Source organism: Planococcus sp. 11815, assembly GCF_051096385.1.
GTDB lineage: Bacteria > Bacillota > Bacilli > Bacillales_A > Planococcaceae > Planococcus > Planococcus citreus.
This window is the reverse complement of the sequence record NZ_CP096991.1, coordinates 1,621,646-1,636,876: the sequence shown is the minus strand read 5'-3', so window position 1 is coordinate 1,636,876 and position 15,231 is coordinate 1,621,646. Positions and strand designations below refer to the sequence as shown.

15 protein-coding genes are annotated in these 15,231 nt (G+C 44.7%); 5 read left to right on the top strand and 10 right to left on the bottom strand.

Annotation, left to right across the window (positions count from 1 at the left end; all coding sequences use genetic code 11):
• Positions 1-15: 15 nt before the first annotated feature.
• Positions 16-720: a hypothetical protein gene (locus M1Q06_RS08350; RefSeq protein ID WP_434402761.1), complete on the top strand. Its 705-nt coding sequence runs from the start codon at positions 16-18 to the stop codon at positions 718-720.
• Positions 721-1,161: 441 nt separating this feature from the next.
• Here M1Q06_RS08350 and copZ read toward each other — a convergent pair whose 3' ends face one another.
• From copZ to M1Q06_RS08325, 5 genes are all read right to left on the bottom strand, one after another.
• Positions 1,162-1,368 carry a copper chaperone CopZ gene (gene copZ, locus M1Q06_RS08345; protein ID WP_434402759.1) on the bottom strand — a complete coding sequence of 69 codons (207 nt, stop codon included), beginning with the start codon at positions 1,366-1,368 and terminating at the stop codon, positions 1,162-1,164.
• Between the two features lie 51 nt (positions 1,369-1,419).
• Complete coding sequence (gene gap, locus M1Q06_RS08340) at positions 1,420-2,424, bottom strand: type I glyceraldehyde-3-phosphate dehydrogenase (RefSeq protein WP_068870869.1); 1,005 nt, start codon at positions 2,422-2,424, stop codon at positions 1,420-1,422.
• Positions 2,425-2,850: 426 nt separating this feature from the next.
• On the bottom strand, positions 2,851-4,707 hold the full coding sequence (locus tag M1Q06_RS08335; RefSeq protein ID WP_434402851.1) for a heavy metal translocating P-type ATPase: 1,857 nt from the start codon (positions 4,705-4,707) through the stop codon (positions 2,851-2,853).
• A gap of 653 nt (positions 4,708-5,360) precedes the next feature.
• The gene (locus M1Q06_RS08330) at positions 5,361-6,065 is read right to left on the bottom strand and encodes a Crp/Fnr family transcriptional regulator (RefSeq protein WP_434402756.1); all 705 of its coding nucleotides are present in this window, start codon (positions 6,063-6,065) and stop codon (positions 5,361-5,363) included.
• A gap of 14 nt (positions 6,066-6,079) precedes the next feature.
• A complete protein-coding gene (locus tag M1Q06_RS08325) occupies positions 6,080-6,301 on the bottom strand; it encodes a heavy-metal-associated domain-containing protein (protein WP_112233090.1) in 222 nt (73 codons plus the stop codon).
• Positions 6,302-6,760: 459 nt separating this feature from the next.
• Between M1Q06_RS08325 and M1Q06_RS08320 the strand changes: the two genes are divergently transcribed.
• The 3 genes from M1Q06_RS08320 to M1Q06_RS08310 are packed head-to-tail and all read left to right on the top strand — an operon-like array spanning position 6,761 to position 9,132.
• Positions 6,761-6,904, top strand: a complete 144-nt coding sequence (locus M1Q06_RS08320; protein WP_112233091.1) for a cytochrome c oxidase subunit 2A — start codon at positions 6,761-6,763, stop codon at positions 6,902-6,904.
• A gap of 42 nt (positions 6,905-6,946) precedes the next feature.
• Positions 6,947-7,414, top strand: a complete 468-nt coding sequence (locus M1Q06_RS08315; protein ID WP_112233092.1) for a cytochrome c oxidase subunit II — start codon at positions 6,947-6,949, stop codon at positions 7,412-7,414.
• Between the two features lie 20 nt (positions 7,415-7,434).
• Positions 7,435-9,132: a cbb3-type cytochrome c oxidase subunit I gene (locus M1Q06_RS08310; RefSeq protein ID WP_434402753.1), complete on the top strand. Its 1,698-nt coding sequence runs from the start codon at positions 7,435-7,437 to the stop codon at positions 9,130-9,132.
• An 86-nt stretch (positions 9,133-9,218) separates the two neighbouring features.
• Here the strand turns inward: M1Q06_RS08310 and M1Q06_RS08305 are convergent, their stop codons facing one another.
• The 3 genes from M1Q06_RS08305 to M1Q06_RS08295 all read right to left on the bottom strand — a co-directional run bounded on the left by M1Q06_RS08305 (position 9,219) and on the right by M1Q06_RS08295 (position 13,417).
• Positions 9,219-10,703, bottom strand: a complete 1,485-nt coding sequence (locus M1Q06_RS08305) for a DASS family sodium-coupled anion symporter (RefSeq protein WP_434402751.1) — start codon at positions 10,701-10,703, stop codon at positions 9,219-9,221.
• 199 nt (positions 10,704-10,902) lie between these two features.
• Positions 10,903-11,403 carry a Dps family protein gene (locus M1Q06_RS08300; RefSeq protein ID WP_225218478.1) on the bottom strand — a complete coding sequence of 167 codons (501 nt, stop codon included), beginning with the start codon at positions 11,401-11,403 and terminating at the stop codon, positions 10,903-10,905.
• 115 nt (positions 11,404-11,518) lie between these two features.
• Positions 11,519-13,417, bottom strand: coding sequence for a heavy metal translocating P-type ATPase (locus tag M1Q06_RS08295; protein ID WP_112233095.1), 1,899 nt, complete (start codon positions 13,415-13,417; stop codon positions 11,519-11,521).
• A gap of 250 nt (positions 13,418-13,667) precedes the next feature.
• Between M1Q06_RS08295 and M1Q06_RS08290 the strand changes: the two genes are divergently transcribed.
• Positions 13,668-13,877, top strand: a complete 210-nt coding sequence (locus M1Q06_RS08290; protein ID WP_112233096.1) for a heavy-metal-associated domain-containing protein — start codon at positions 13,668-13,670, stop codon at positions 13,875-13,877.
• Between the two features lie 395 nt (positions 13,878-14,272).
• Here the strand turns inward: M1Q06_RS08290 and M1Q06_RS08285 are convergent, their stop codons facing one another.
• Positions 14,273-14,692: a hypothetical protein gene (locus tag M1Q06_RS08285; protein WP_434402748.1), complete on the bottom strand. Its 420-nt coding sequence runs from the start codon at positions 14,690-14,692 to the stop codon at positions 14,273-14,275.
• Positions 14,693-14,743: 51 nt separating this feature from the next.
• Entirely contained in the window at positions 14,744-15,187 is a 444-nt protein-coding gene (locus tag M1Q06_RS08280; protein WP_434402747.1) for a hypothetical protein, read from the bottom strand.
• Positions 15,188-15,231: the final 44 nt, after the last annotated feature.

Here is a 15,231-nt window from a genome sequence, read left to right as displayed (position 1 = left end):
AAGGAGGAGTTTCTTTTGGAACATGAACATCACAAAAATCATAAACATCATGATATGGATGAAAAACTTCTTGAAGTCCAAGTAAATACCACTTATAACTCCGGGATAGTGACGATTAAAGTCCGTGATAAAGAAAACAATGCTGTAGCTTTAACTGAAACTCACGAAAAAAGAATGCACCTGGTTATTACCAGTGCAGGTTTAGAAACTTTTTTACATGTCCATCCCATCGAAAATGCTTCTGGAGATTTCGAAGTGGAGGTAGAACTGCCTCCGGGTCGTTACCTTGCTTTCGCGGATATCACCCCGGTAGGAATGACTTACGTTATCGAGCCAATTACGATAACAGTTGGCAAAGTCACTGAAACTCCTAGCATCGATTGGGAGATGCTTGCGGAAAGGGATAGTGCTACAAAAGAAGTCGAGGGTAAAACCGTTACGTTTCACCATCCAAAGCTGACTGCCGGAAAATCAGCTGCTCTATCTTTTGATTTAAACGGCGAAACTCCTTTGCCTTACTTAGGGGCATTAGGCCATGTAGTTGTGCTGGATGAACAAGGAGAAAAATTTATCCATGTCCATCCAGTATCAGAAGATAAACCCGTATTTGAAGCTCAGTTCCCTTCACCTGGTTTTTATAAACTATGGGTTGAATTCAAATTCTCAGACGCGGGCGTTCTCGCTTTTCCATTTGTCATGAAAGTCGCTGATAGAAATTAACTTGCAAGAAAGAGCATAAATTAATTCGGTATCACTTTGGACATTAACCTAAAAACATAAAACTAAAAAACGCCTTGCATTGAAAAAAGGTATGAAAATACCAAAATTCTATGCAAGGCGTTTTTCTGTATAGCTTCAAAAAAGGGTCAAAAAAGGGTACTGAAACAACTCTATCCTGAGAAAGAAATCCAATGTCATCCAGATGAAGCGCAACGGCAACTATACAAGTGCGGAAATTATGGAAATTTACCAAATCATAAATAGATTGCAAATCGAAACCTAAATGTCACGGAACTAGGCAGGCAAAACGTACCGGATGGTGAGGTCTCTTTTGCTAACCGGCATCCCAGATGGTGATGTTTGGATGGCGTCCACCTCAAATAAGCAAATTTCAAAAAAAGCGAGCTTCCAATATAGGGAACTCACTTATATCATCTATTTTTATGCTACGTCATAGCCTTGTTCCTCAACAGCTTCTTTCATATTCTCTGAGGAAACTTTTGATTCGTCATAGGTAACTTTCACTTTACCAGAGTTTAGATCTAACTCTGCAGCAGATACTCCTTCTAAACCTTTTAGCGCGCCTTCTACTGATATTTTGCAGTGGCCACAAGTCATTCCCCTAACATCTAAAGTTTTGGTTTGCATGTTTTCTCACCTCCTTTTTGAAGATTTAAAACCGGCTATTTCAATTGACATTTATTTAATGACTTGAGCAAAATGTTCAGTCAAACGAACCAGATTAGATACAAATCCATATTCGCTGTCGTACCAAGAAACAGTTTTAACAAGCTGCTTATCCCCATTTTCAACGATATCAGTTAATGTGGCATCAAAAATACCTCCGGCTGAAGTTCCAACAACGTCTGAGGACACAATTAACTTTTCAGAGTATTCAAACGAGGGACTCGCAGCTTCTTTCATGGCTTCATTCACTTCTTCAATTGTTACTTTTCTTTCTAAGTTTGTATAAAACTCCACTATTGCCCCACCTAAAAGTGGTACTCTCACTGCCGTTCCGTCAATAATTCCGGTTAATTCAGGAATGACTCTTCCGACAGCTTTTGCTGCTCCAGTAGAAGTCGGAATTGCATTCATCGCTCCTGCCCGTCCGCGTCTCATATCCGTATTAGGGCTATCATGTAATTTTTGCGAAGGTGTATAGGCTTTAATTGTAGTCATATAACCAGTTATAATTCCAAAGTTATCATGTAATACTTTCGCAACTGGAGCTAAATCATTAGTTGTACAAGAAGCTGAAGAAATGATCATGTCGTCTTTTGTAACAATGCTCTCATTAACACCGTAAACAATCATCTTCGTTTCCTGATCTGCTGGAGCAGTTATAATTACTCTTTTAGCACCTGCGTCAAGATGTGCCTGAGCCTTATCAGCCGTTTTATAAATACCGGTTGCTTCTAACACGATATCAATTTGCAACTCATTCCACGGGAGATCTTTTGCATCAGCTTCTTGGTAGAATTTAATTTCCTTCTCACCAACAACCAAGACATTTTCATGTACCTGAACATCATGCTTTAATCGCCCATAAGTTGTATCAAATTCTAATAAATAAGCTAAGTTTTCAATATTAGCTAAATCATTAACAGCAACCAGTTCCAGTTCCGAATTTGTATCTACTAATCTTCTTAATGTTGTTCTTCCTACACGTCCAAACCCATTAATAGCTAATCTAGTGGTCATTTATTTTCCTCCTCTAATATAGATTCAGACATCTTTTAGCTCGAATAAACAGGCAGCCCGATTCTACTAAGTTATTACAAGTATTGCACGACTTTCATTTCATATCTTTCTATTCCTACTTAGAAAACTCCTTCATTCCGTAAATTAATTCTTTAATTGTTTTATTTCCTGCTTTTCACTGAATAACGTTACTTATCCAGCGAATGATAAGTCGTTCTGCTGGGGTGAATCCTACATTTGAATTGCAGCTTAAATTGATATATCCACACAATTGCGAAACTGTATTTTAAAGTACAACAATAGAGAAAAGGGAGAGTAGATGCTATTCCAAGCGCATCTTCCGTCCCTTCCTCTTTGTGCAGCTTCCGATAAATTCATGATATGTAAACTTAAAAAGAAACAATTAACCGACTTATTTGTCATGACTCATGCTCTTAACAATTTGGCATTAATCGCCACAATAATGGTGCTCAAACTCATGAAGACAGCGCCGATTGCTGGGCTGATCACAATTCCCCAAGGTGCTAAAACCCCTGCAGCTAACGGAATAGCAAAGATGTTGTACCCTGTTGCCCACCATAAATTCTGGACCATTTTTCGGTAGGTCTTCTTCGAAAGATCGATCAACGCCACCACATCGTTCGGGTTGCTTTTCACAAGTACCACATCAGCCGTTTCCATCGCTACGTCCGTTCCAGCCCCGATGGCGATTCCAAGATCGGCTGTTGCCAGTGCCGGCGCATCATTTACGCCATCGCCGGTCATTGCCACCCTCCAGCCCTTTTCTTTGATTTTCTTGATTTGATGAGCTTTATCATCCGGCAGTACTTCCGCGTACACTTCATCGATTCCCACTTGCTTCGCTACCCAATTCGCCACTTTTTTGTTGTCACCTGTCAGCATGATCGAATGGATGCCTTTTTCCTTCAAGGCGGCCACGGCTTCTTTTGCCGTATCCCGGACGATATCCGCGAGGGCGATCATTCCTGCCAGCTGATCTTCCACAAGAACGAAGACGACCGTCTTTCCTTCTTCAGATAGTTCGTTAAATTGAGTCTGATTGTAACTGATCCTGCTGCTGTTTACGTAACCCGGACTGACCACATTGACTTTCTGTCCGTCTACTTGTCCTTGAATGCCTTTTCCGGTAATTGATTCGAAATCATTTACTCTCCCGATTGAGAGTTCTTTTTCTTTGGCAGATTTCACGATGCCTGTCGCAATCGGATGCTCCGAATGTTGTTCGATGGCCGCAGCCAGCTGCAACACTTCTTCATCAGTATAATCGTCGTTGGAAACAATATCCGTAACACCAAATTCACCTTTCGTCAGTGTACCGGTTTTATCGAATACCACCGCATTCAGATTCCGCGCTCCTTCAAAGTCCACACGATTCCGGATCAAAAGACCCTGTTTTGCAGAAATGGAAGTGGAAACGGCAACGACCAGTGGCGCTGCCAATCCTAAAGCATGTGGACACGTAATGACCATCACAGTGACCATTCGTTCAATGGCGACATCAAACGAGTAGCCCAGCGCCAGCCAAATAGACAGCGTGACAAACCCGGCAACCAAAGCCAGATAAAATAACCATTTGGCTGCGCGATTCGTTAAGTCCTGTGTCCGGGACTTGGATTCCTGTGCTTCTTTGACCATCGTGATGACTTGGGACAAGTACGATTCTTCGCCTGTTTTCTCCACTTCAATGGTCAACGAACCTTCTTTGTTTACCGATCCGCCGATTACAGCATCGCCTTCCAGCTTATCGATCGGAATAGATTCCCCTGTCAGCATCGATTCATCGATTGTCGATTTTCCTTCCACAATCAATCCATCAACCGGAACTTTTTCACCCGGTTTGACCAATACCCGGTCTCTATTCCGGATTTCGGATAAGGGAATATCCTGAACTTGATCATGCTCATCCAATTTATGCGCTTCGCTTGGCATTAACTTCACCAGCTGTTCGAGAGCATTTGAAGCCCCCATGATGGAACGCATTTCAATCCAATGGCCGAGCAGCATAATGACAACCAATGTGGCGAGTTCCCAATAAAGCTGGTTGCCGTCCCATCCGAAAACCACTAATGTGCTGTAGCCATACGCAATGGTGATGGCCAGCGCAATTAAGGTCATCATTCCGGGATTTTTTTCTTTTGATTCGCTGATTCCACCAGTTAAAAATGGCCATCCGCCATAAAAGAAGACGACAGTCGATAAGGCGAATAAGATATACATATCATTATCGAAGCGCCAATCAACTCCCATGAAATGCTGGATCATCGGCGATAATGCCAGGATAGGGATAGTAAGAAGCAGGGAAACAAAGAAACGTTTCTTGAAATCCTCCACCATATCGCCGTGTCCGTGATGCCCATGATGTTCATGATGTTCATGTTCTGGATGCGTCTGTTCTTCCTGTATCGTAGTCTCGTCCTGATGCTGTTCTGACTGATGACCGTTCTGACCAGTTGAGTGCAAATGTTCATGGTGATTGTGATGGTTTCCCTCATGTTTTGCCAGTGTAACCTACTCCCTTAAAAAGAATTGCTTAAAGCATTCTCAAGTTTTCCCTATACACTTGTCGTTCATTTTATCTGTGGCAATCGAACAGCCCATCTCGAGACATGTGACTAGGTGTTTTGCACATGCAAAACCATCTCCGATTTCAGTGCTTATTTCGAGTGCATCCTTTCGAAGGGTTTTTATATTATCCTATTACTTCAGGCAGTTTAATCTTTAATGAACTATTTTCAGTTATTTTCGTCCGTCCCACTTACTTCGACAGATATAATAAGAGTCAGAATCGCGGTAATGATAAGAACAAGAGACATAACCAACAACATAAGAATCTCCTCCAAAATGATTTATCGTCTTACTTAATTTTGAAATCCTTTCACATTACACATAATTACCATCAAATATCGTACCGATTACTAGATGAGCAGCAAAGCATCCAGATCCAAAACACGGATTCGGCGCTGATCTTCCTGCTCGATCCATCCCTCGTCTTCGAACTTGGCAAGTTTTCGGCTGATGGTTTCGGGAGTCGTTCCAAGAAAAGATGCAAGATCTTTTCTGGACATCGGCAAATGGTACTCCGTTGATTTGTTCTCTTCCACCTGCTGAGCCAGATAAAGCCCAATCCGTGTTTCCACGTCTTCTGTCGCAAAGCTGGTCATCTGGCTTTCCGCCTGGCCAAGCCGGTTGGAAAATTCACTTAGGATTTTCAATGAAATATTTGGATACCGCTGCAGAAATTCCTGAAGATCGCCGCGCTGGATGCTGCAAATGTCGGTCTTTTCCATCGCTTCCGCATAACCATCATGAATCGATTCCTTAAACAAGGCGAGTTCACCCGTGAAATCGCCCGGCTGCAGAATCCGGATCAATTGCTCTTTGCCGTTTTCCGACAGGCGGTAAACTTTCACTTTCCCTTGATGGACGATATACAGGGAATCCGAGGCATCGCCGGCACTGTGCAGCAGCTCCCCTTTCTTCAAGGAGATGGAACGCGTCGTTTTGGCGACTTCCTCCATTTCTTCGTTTTGAAGATGATTAAAGATCGGAACGATGGAAACACATAATTGATGTGCTCCCTTGTTTCCTTTTGTATGCCGGCATGCTTCCTGATACTTCATACTTTCCCTCCTAGTTAGGCAACTTTCCTTGAATACACAGAATAACCCAGTTTCACAATCAGTTCTTCGATCTGCTGATCCGAAATTTGCGCTTCATCAAACTCGACTCTTACTTTTCCGGAATGGAACAGAACTTTGCCATCCTTTACACCAGCCTGTCTCCCCAAAGCATTCTCGATTTTTTTGATGCAGGACGGACAACTGAATGGCTCCATTTGAAATACCGCTTTTCTCATATTGCTCTCCTCCTTATATTCATCTTCATTATAAGGGGTGCCTGTTTCTTTAACCTTGATGGCCGTCAAGGATGATAGTAGTTTAAAGAAATTAACCCTTAAAAGGATTAAAAAATAAAATTTAGTGAATAATACAAAAGAGGTATAGTCTAATTAGACTAAAAACTTATACGATATGCAAGCATACCCAAATCATCTATTCGTAAAAGTGAATGAGAAATGTTCCATATTGGTTTTGCATTGACAGGCATCAAGCAATCCAATTTTTTATTCGCGTATACTGTCTTAACAGATTTATTTTCAATATTCCTGCAATTCCATTCTATTGGTATTTTGCGGCATTATCCAATTTTGAGTTTTACTCGAAAAATTTAAGTTGGTTTCATTCCTTAATGAAGCAACTTGAATAGAACTGAAGCTGCTCTCTGCTTCATCCGGAAAAGAAAGGAGGAAATCAAAATGAAGGAAGCTTCCAAAAAGAAAGACCGCGAAGACGCTCAGGAAACTTCATTGCGAGGCACTTTTACTTCCGTTCTGATCATCGCGGTATTCATGCTTGTGTCCTGGTTCAGCGTTTTCTTTTTATTCCTGGAGCGCAACTGAAACGGGGCAACTATTATAGAAATTTGAGAGGAGATTCGACGTATGCATATCCATCGTTATGAAAAACTCTGGCTGATTATCGGTTCACTCATTTTAGCCGTTTTCCTCGGGATTTTAGCATTTCAAACTTTTTTCCTGGAAATGGGGCCGCCGAGCCATGCGGAAATGATCGATCCGCAAACGGTCCGCGAGTCTGAGATTTTTGCGGACACTGAGCTGAAGGAAATCGGCGATAACGAATACGAAATTGCCATTATCGCGGAAATGTTTGCGTTCCAGCCGGGTGATTTGGAAATTCCGGCAGGCGCGACAGTCCATTTCACTTTGGCATCACCTGACGTCACCCACGGCTTTAAAATTACAGACACGAACGTCAATGTCATGGTCGTTCCCGGTCATATTTCGAAAGTCAGCCATACATTCGACGAGCCAGGGGAATACCTGATCCTATGCAATGAATATTGCGGCCTCGGGCACGAGTTCATGGCGAACACCATCACCGTCAAATAAAGAAGAAAGAAGGGGAAGAAATGGCTCACATCAATGAAACACCGATTCTGCATAAAGGGACGGCCGTTAACGACGATGCCGCTGCCGGCATTACGGGACGGGATATCCGACTATCGGCCGCGAATTTATTCATCGCATTTATTGCATTATTAATCGGCGGATTTGCCGGTCTATTGCAGGGCCTGGTCCGCAGCGGTTTTTTTGAACTCCCTTCGTGGATCAGTTATTATGCACTGCTGACTGCCCACGGCGTCATGTTCATCCTGGTATTAAGTTCTTTTTTCAGCATCGGCTACCTGTATGCCGGAACTTCACGGGTGCTTGGCGGACTGGCCAATAAAACCATCGCTTTCGGATGGGCAGGCTTTGCTCTCATGACAACCGGCACGCTGATCGCTGCGTTTCTTATTGTTACCGGAAACGCCAATGTGCTTTATACGTTTTACACTCCGATGCAGGCGCATCCCTGGTTTTATATCGGGCTTGCGCTTATTGTCGTCGGCATCCTGTTAAATTGCATCGGCATGTTCATCACCTATCAGAGCTGGCGCAAACGAAATCCCGGAAAACTAACGCCGCTTTTCGCCTTTTTCGCAAATGCCGTTTTCGTCCTTTGGGTTTTCGCTTCCCTGTTCATCGCTGTTTTTGTCATAGCGATGGTCATTCCGTGGGCATTCGGATGGGTTGCAACCATTGATCCGATGATGGGCCGCACCTTATTTTGGGCTTTCGGCCATACGCTCGTGAATATTTGGATGCTGACATCCATTTCAGCCTGGTATGTGGCGATGCCAAAAATCATCGGCGGAAAAGTATTCAGTGATTCACTGGCGCGTGTCGCTGTGGTCATTCTTGTGGTGGCCAATGTACCCGGCGGCTTCCACCACCAGATCCTTGATCCGGGCTTGTCCGTCAATGTGAAATTTCTGCACGTGATTCAAACATTCATGATCATTTTCCCTTCCCTCATGACCGCCTTTGCGATGCTCGCCACTATGGAACGGACCGGAAGAGCAAAAGGCGTTACGAGTTTGCTCGGCTGGTGGAAAACGCTGCCTTGGTCTGATGCCCGTTTCTTCGCATTGATTGTCGCCATGTTTGCCTATATCCCAGCGGGGCTCGGCGGAATTATCAACGCCAGCAACCAAATTAACCAGGTTGTCCATAATTCCATCTGGGTCACCGGCCATTTGCATTTAACCGTTGGCACTACGGTCATCCTGACATTTTTTGGGATTTCCTATTGGCTGATCCCTTATTTGTCCGGCAGAAAAATGACGCCGACAATCAACCGGCTGGCCGTTGCCCAAACGGTCATTTGGGCGAGCGGCATGCTGCTCATGTCGGGTGCCATGCATATTAACGGGCTGCTCGGAAGCCCCCGCCGGACGGCCAATACGTCCTACAATGGCCACAGCGCCGCTGCGGACTGGGCGATGTACGAAATGTTGATGGCGATGGGCGGAGTGATCCTGGTCGTCGGCATCATTCTGCTGGTTTATATCTGGGCACAGCTCGCCTTTTTCGCGCCAAAAGGAAAGACAGACTTTCCGATCGGAGAAGATTACAGCCCTTCAGATGCATCACCGCTGTTCATGGACCGCTGGTCGATTTGGGTGGCACTGGCGACAGTATCAGTGGCCATTGCTTATATCATCCCGCTGATCGGCTTTGCTTCGGGCCATAATCCGGGATCGCCGCCGTTCTTGATGCCTTAGCTCAGCAGAAAAGTTACAGATATAGATAAAAGAGGATGTTCCCAAGTCAGTTCTTCAGCAGACTCGGGGCATCCTCTTTTTCTTTCTTACAATAATCCGATCCATTTCCAGTAGGTCGCGCTGAAAAGCAATATCAGCAAGTAACCGATGATGGTCAGCGGCACACCTGATTTCAAAAAGTCCTTCACTGTGAAAGCCCCTGTTCCGTAGGCCAGCATGTTTTGCGGCGCACTGACCGGAAGCAGGAATCCAAACGAAATGACGAATTGCTGGATTAAGACAAAACCGATTTCATTGCCATCGAGCTGCAGAGTCGTGGCCAAAGCGATAAAGATAGGGATCAACGCAGATGACAAGCTCGTTGCACTCGCAAAACCAAGGTGAATGAGAATATTAAATAAAGAAAGCAAGGCGATCGTCGCAAGAAGCGGCATATTTTCCAATCCCATCGCCCCAAATACTTTATCGGACAACCATTGGGCCGCTTCCGTACTCAACAAAGTGGAGCCGAGCGCAATTCCGACAGCGAAAACGATAATCGTACCCCATGGAATCATTTTTTCTACCGTCTTCCAGTCAAAGACACCCACTTTTGGAGCCAGTAAAATAGCGATTGCTACGATGGTGACCGTTGTTGTATCAAAGGGATGCAAGATTTCTTCTGTCGACCACAAAAGCAATAATGCCAAAGATACGACAATCAACCGGATTTCAGCCGGCTTAAGAGGCCCCAATTCATTCAAGTCTTTCTGAATCAACTCGGTGCCGCCTTCCACTACTTTCGTCTCTGGCTTGATCAGTTTAATCATGACGAAATACAGCACAACCGACATGATGATGGACCATGGCGCCGCATAAAGGAACCAGGCGCTCCATGACACAGTCTCTCCAAACTCATTTTCCATGAAACCAAGCGCTACCAGGTTCTGTGCAGCACCTGTTTTGATGCCGACATTCCAGATGGATACCGATTGGACCGCAGTGATGACCAATAGCGCTGCGAGTCGGCTGTTGACAGGCAATCCGAATGCCGCGACCATACCAAGCAGAATCGGTACGACTGCGCCGGCACGGGCTGTGGCACTCGGCACAAAGAATGCAAGTACAATTGAAACAATGATGGCACCAAAAACGATAGCGCCCGTTTTTGTACCGACTTTCGATAAAATCCACAACGCCAAGCGCTTATGCAAATTCGTCGCTTGCATGGCAGCTGCCAAGAACAAGGCTGCAGCGACAAGCGCCACTGCCGAATTACTGAAACCCGCCAATGCCAGACTGAGTGCATCTCCCGTACCGAGTAGCTCCCCTGGATTTTCGGGATTTGGGGAAAGACCCAACAACAGAGCCATAAGCCCGATAATCATGGCGGCACTGACTGGATACGAAACCGCTTCTGTCATCCATAAAACGACCGCAAATGCTAAAATGGCAAGTGTGCTTTGCCCCACCACTGATAAATCTCCCGGCGTTGGCAATAAAACAATGATAATTAAAATGGCAAAAGCCAAAAAAATATAGACCGGTCTTAAATTGCGTTTCGGTTTTTCTTCCGCTGTTTTTTCCACCATGAAAACCACCCTTTCTTGAAGTAAATTCACAACCATTGCTTACCCTGTCGAGATCAGAGTGAAACGGTGATGACTCTTGTTCAGAGCTTCAGATAAATACATTAAAAAACCATCGTACAATAGAAACGAATGTGTCTCTATCGTATGATGGTTTACTGATTTAGAGAGACTATATTTCTGCAACGCGTTTTATTTTCTCCTACTCTTCATCTTCCCCTTCTAAAGCATCGTTGCCCAGATAAGCCTGCAGCATCCAAATGTTTTTATCGAGGCTGGCTTTGTATCCGGTCAGCATATCCACCGTTACATCGTCTTTCTCTTTCGCCGCAAGATGGATGGCTTTGACTGTTACATCCCGAATGACCCGGTAATCATCCACTAATATGCCAAGCATATCTTGGGAAGAAAGCGGCTCAATATAAGGTGTTTCACTAATAAATGCATGTTCCAGATATTCACCGAGAGTCGAATACGGTTTCTCGCCAATGGCAATCAAGCGTTCTCCGAAAGCATCATAGTATTCGTTGGCTTCGTCATAAAGTTCATTGAATTTCTCATGCAGCGGAAAGAATTCTGGTCCTTTCAAGTACCAATGGAATTGGTGAAGTTTCACGAATAAGACATTTTGATTGGCGATTAAATGATTGACCATAAAAGCTGCAGTTGCATGATGGTGTTCGTGGTTAGTATGTTCAGTCATGATAAGATTCCTCCTAAATGTTTTGGTTTTAACTCCGGATTTTACGCAATAGCTGTAGAAAGGAAAGGGAGAAAGTAGCGGATTCCTCCCTTCTCTTCATTTTCACCTATATTTTTTACACTTGAACGGGTTCCAATTCTTTTTCCCGCTGCTGCATCTGTTTCCGGTTGAAGCCCATCAGTCTCATGGCGTTCAGGATGACGATCAGGACGCTGGCTTCGTGGATGAACATGCCGGACGCCAGATGAACGGAACCCATTAGCACACCGACAAGCAGGACAGCGACGATGCCGACAGCGAAGAATGTATTTTGTTTCATGTTGCGGATGGTCGCTTTGGACAGGGAGTAAGCGTGTGAGAATTGCATCAGCTTATCGGCCATCAGGACGACATCCGCCGTTTCCATCGAAATGTCCGTGCCGCCTTCACCCATCGCGAGTCCGATATCGGCTGTGGCAATCGCCGGCGCATCGTTGACACCGTCCCCTGCCATCGCCACGACATGGCCTTGTTGTTTCAATTGTTTCACGAAAGCCACTTTGTCTTCCGGCAACAGTTCGGCATGGAATTCGTCCAGCCCTAATTTTGTCGCGACGAGTTCCGCTGTGTGCTGGTTGTCGCCCGTCAGCATGACGATGTTCTTGACGCCATTTTTTCTCATTTGAGCGAGTGCGGGAGCCGCGTCTTCGCGAATCTGGTCGGCAATCGAGAAGATGCCGGCGACTTCCCCGTCCACCGCCGCGAAGATCGCTGTGTTTCCGGCTTTCTCGCGATTTACCGCATACGCTTCCACTTCCGCCGGGATGACGATGTTTTGCGTGTTCATAAGCTTGCGGTTCCCGATCGCCAAAACCCGTCCTTCCACTGTAGCCGTTAAACCGTTGCCTTTGATCACGTCGACGGCTTCCGGTTCCTGATCAAGAGCCATGTCACGACTCTTCGCTTCTTTGACGATCGTTTGGCCAAGGTGGTGTTCAGACACCGTTTCCGCCTGTGCCACCAATCGAAGCAAGTCCTGTTCCCCGTGCGAATGAAAGACCTTGATATCCGTCACTTCTGGTCTCCCTTTTGTCAATGTACCGGTTTTGTCAAAGACCAGTGTGTCGACTTTCGCGAAGCGGTCCATCACTTCGCCGCCTTTGACCAGCACGCCATTTTTTGCACCATTGCCGATGCCCGCTACACTCGATACCGGTGCACCGATGATCAACGCCCCTGGGCACGCGATGACGAGAAACGTAATGGCGAGATGAAGATCTCTTGTAAGGGCATAAACCACAACCGACAGGACGACGACTGCGGGGGTATAGATATTGGCGAATTTGTTCAGGAATTTTTCCGTTTTCGATTTCGATTCCTGCGCTTCTTCCACCAGCTCTATGATTTTCGCGAATGTTGTATCGTCGCCGACTTTTTCAGCGATGATTTCGATATAGCCCGTGTCCATGACCGTACTGCTGAACACGTTGTCTCCCAATTTTTTGGACGCCGGGACCGATTCCCCTGTGATGGCCGCTTCGTTCAACGACGCTTGCCCCGTGACGATTTTGCCGTCCACCGGCACTTTTCCGCCCGTCCGGATGATGACACGATCCCCTTCGACGACTTCTTCCACCGGCACGGTCACACTGACGCCATCACGGATGATGGTCGCTTCCTGCGGTGCCATATCCACCAGGCTTTTTAGAGAAGAACGTGTTTTTTCCAGTGTGCGGGCTTCCAGATAATCCCCGAACAAGAACAGGAACGTTACGACTGCTGATTCCACGTATTCCCCGATAAAAAGCGCACCGATGACGGCGATTGTTACCAGCATTTCAATACTGAACGCTTTCATCATTAACGCCTGGAACGCTTTGACCGCGATCGGAATCCCGGCAATGACCGTCGCGGTGATCAATGTGAACTGCCGCAGGTCATGGTGACCCGTGAAGTTCAAGACCAGCGCCAGGACCAGTAAGAAACCGGCTAGAAAAGTGATGCTTTTTTTGTGTTTATGAATGAACCCAATCATTTTGTTCCACTCCTCTTTCTTTCGACTGTTATTTTCTTTACACCCTTATCTTAAGTGGTTTCGAGACAGAATAACTTGACCTTCATCAAGCCCTGAAGCTTTTTTGCGTTTTCTTTTTCTGTTTGTTTTCTTTCTTCCATTTCTATAACTACCGTGAAGCTTATTCCGTTCAAAAGATTGATGGCCGTCAAGGAACTGGATGGATGGGCGTCCTATACTTAAGGTAGAAAAAAACAAAGGAGAGATTGACATGACCACAGTAAAATTCCAATTGGAACCGCTCACTTGCCCTTCCTGCATCAAAAAAATCGAAGGAAAAGTAGGGAAAATAGATGGCGTCGAGGAAGTGAAAGTGCTGTTCAACTCCAGTAAAGTGAAAGCTGTCTACGACGCGGACAAAGTAGCGCCGGAAGAATTGAGAACAGTCATTGAGAAATTGGGTTATCCGGTAGTTGCTTAACGACGGCTGCCGACAGCTGCAGATTTGATGGCGAAATACAAAAATACGAGCTCCTTTGGCAAAGGAAGCTCGTATTTTTGTATTTGGCAAAGATATAAAAATGTATTTGCTGAATATTACATATTTATTAAACCTTAGGGCAATTTGCTATTAAAATCCGTTCGTAAAAGTACACCTTTGCGAACACCTTTAAAAGTGCAAAAACCAAGTAAACTAGCGTTCGTAAACGTATTAAAACACTTTACGAACGTTCGTAAAATTGAAGGCACCTTTACGAACTTTTAAATTTAATTATTTAAGAAAAAGTTTTCGCATAATACGTATCAATCGTTTTCTATCTTCACCTGGTTGATTGGTTTAGCCGTAACAATCAGTAGATTTTTTAAGACTATCTTTTAAAATCGCCGTCTTCTTCTTGCAACTTGAACATCAGGGCTCGTGATTGACTGAATTTTTGTGAACTTGATCTCCCGAACGTTATCTTCTCCTTGCGTAATTTGTTCTCGCTCTAGTTTTTTAGCGACAGTTATTTCGTCCTCATTGAAAGAACTGAAATTGTAATCCGAAAACAACTCGCCACTTTTTAGTTCGACATTGACTGATTGTCCGCTGTCCAAGGTTTTTAGAATCGAAAACCTTTCAGTCAGTTTTTGTTTTTTTATTTGAATCGATTTTTTATCGAAATAACCTGATGCCCATAATGCGAGAATCATGACAACTGCGAACCACCAGCCAATTTGGCCAAAAATAAAATCGCTGAATAAAATTGTCGAACCTACGAGTGAAATCTTTAAAAACAAATAAAAGTATTCCATTGTCCATCGCTCCGTTTCACTGCCTGCAGTTCCTTAGAATACTGTGACTCTCTAGATGTCTAACATGCAATTGTGTTTTGCTTCCCTTGCTGCCTGCCAAACCTGGAACTCCTTATCCGTCATAAGTGTCATCCGCTCCTCAGATGAGTATCCAGTAAACTTCAGGATCTCGATTTCCACTTCGAAAGTCCATTCACTTATTCCGCAATCGGCTGGATATTCTACCAATCCGATATTTTCTTCTGCATCGATCCGGATAATATCTCCATCTTCAAGAAACACTCTATAACTCAATTCATCTGTAAGGATGCCTCGCACTTTACCAATCTCCTGATGGATAATCTTCACTATTTTAGCGTACACTTCCTGATCCTCAGCGCTTACTTCACCATTCGCAAATTCTGCAACGTCGTCGGACAGGTAATAATAATCAATATCTCCTGCCACAATAGCTTGATCTAACCCATACCAAAGCGGCCTCCAAGTAATTTCCATTTTCCCTAATCTTCCTTTCTCACCACGAGACTGCCCTATCTAAA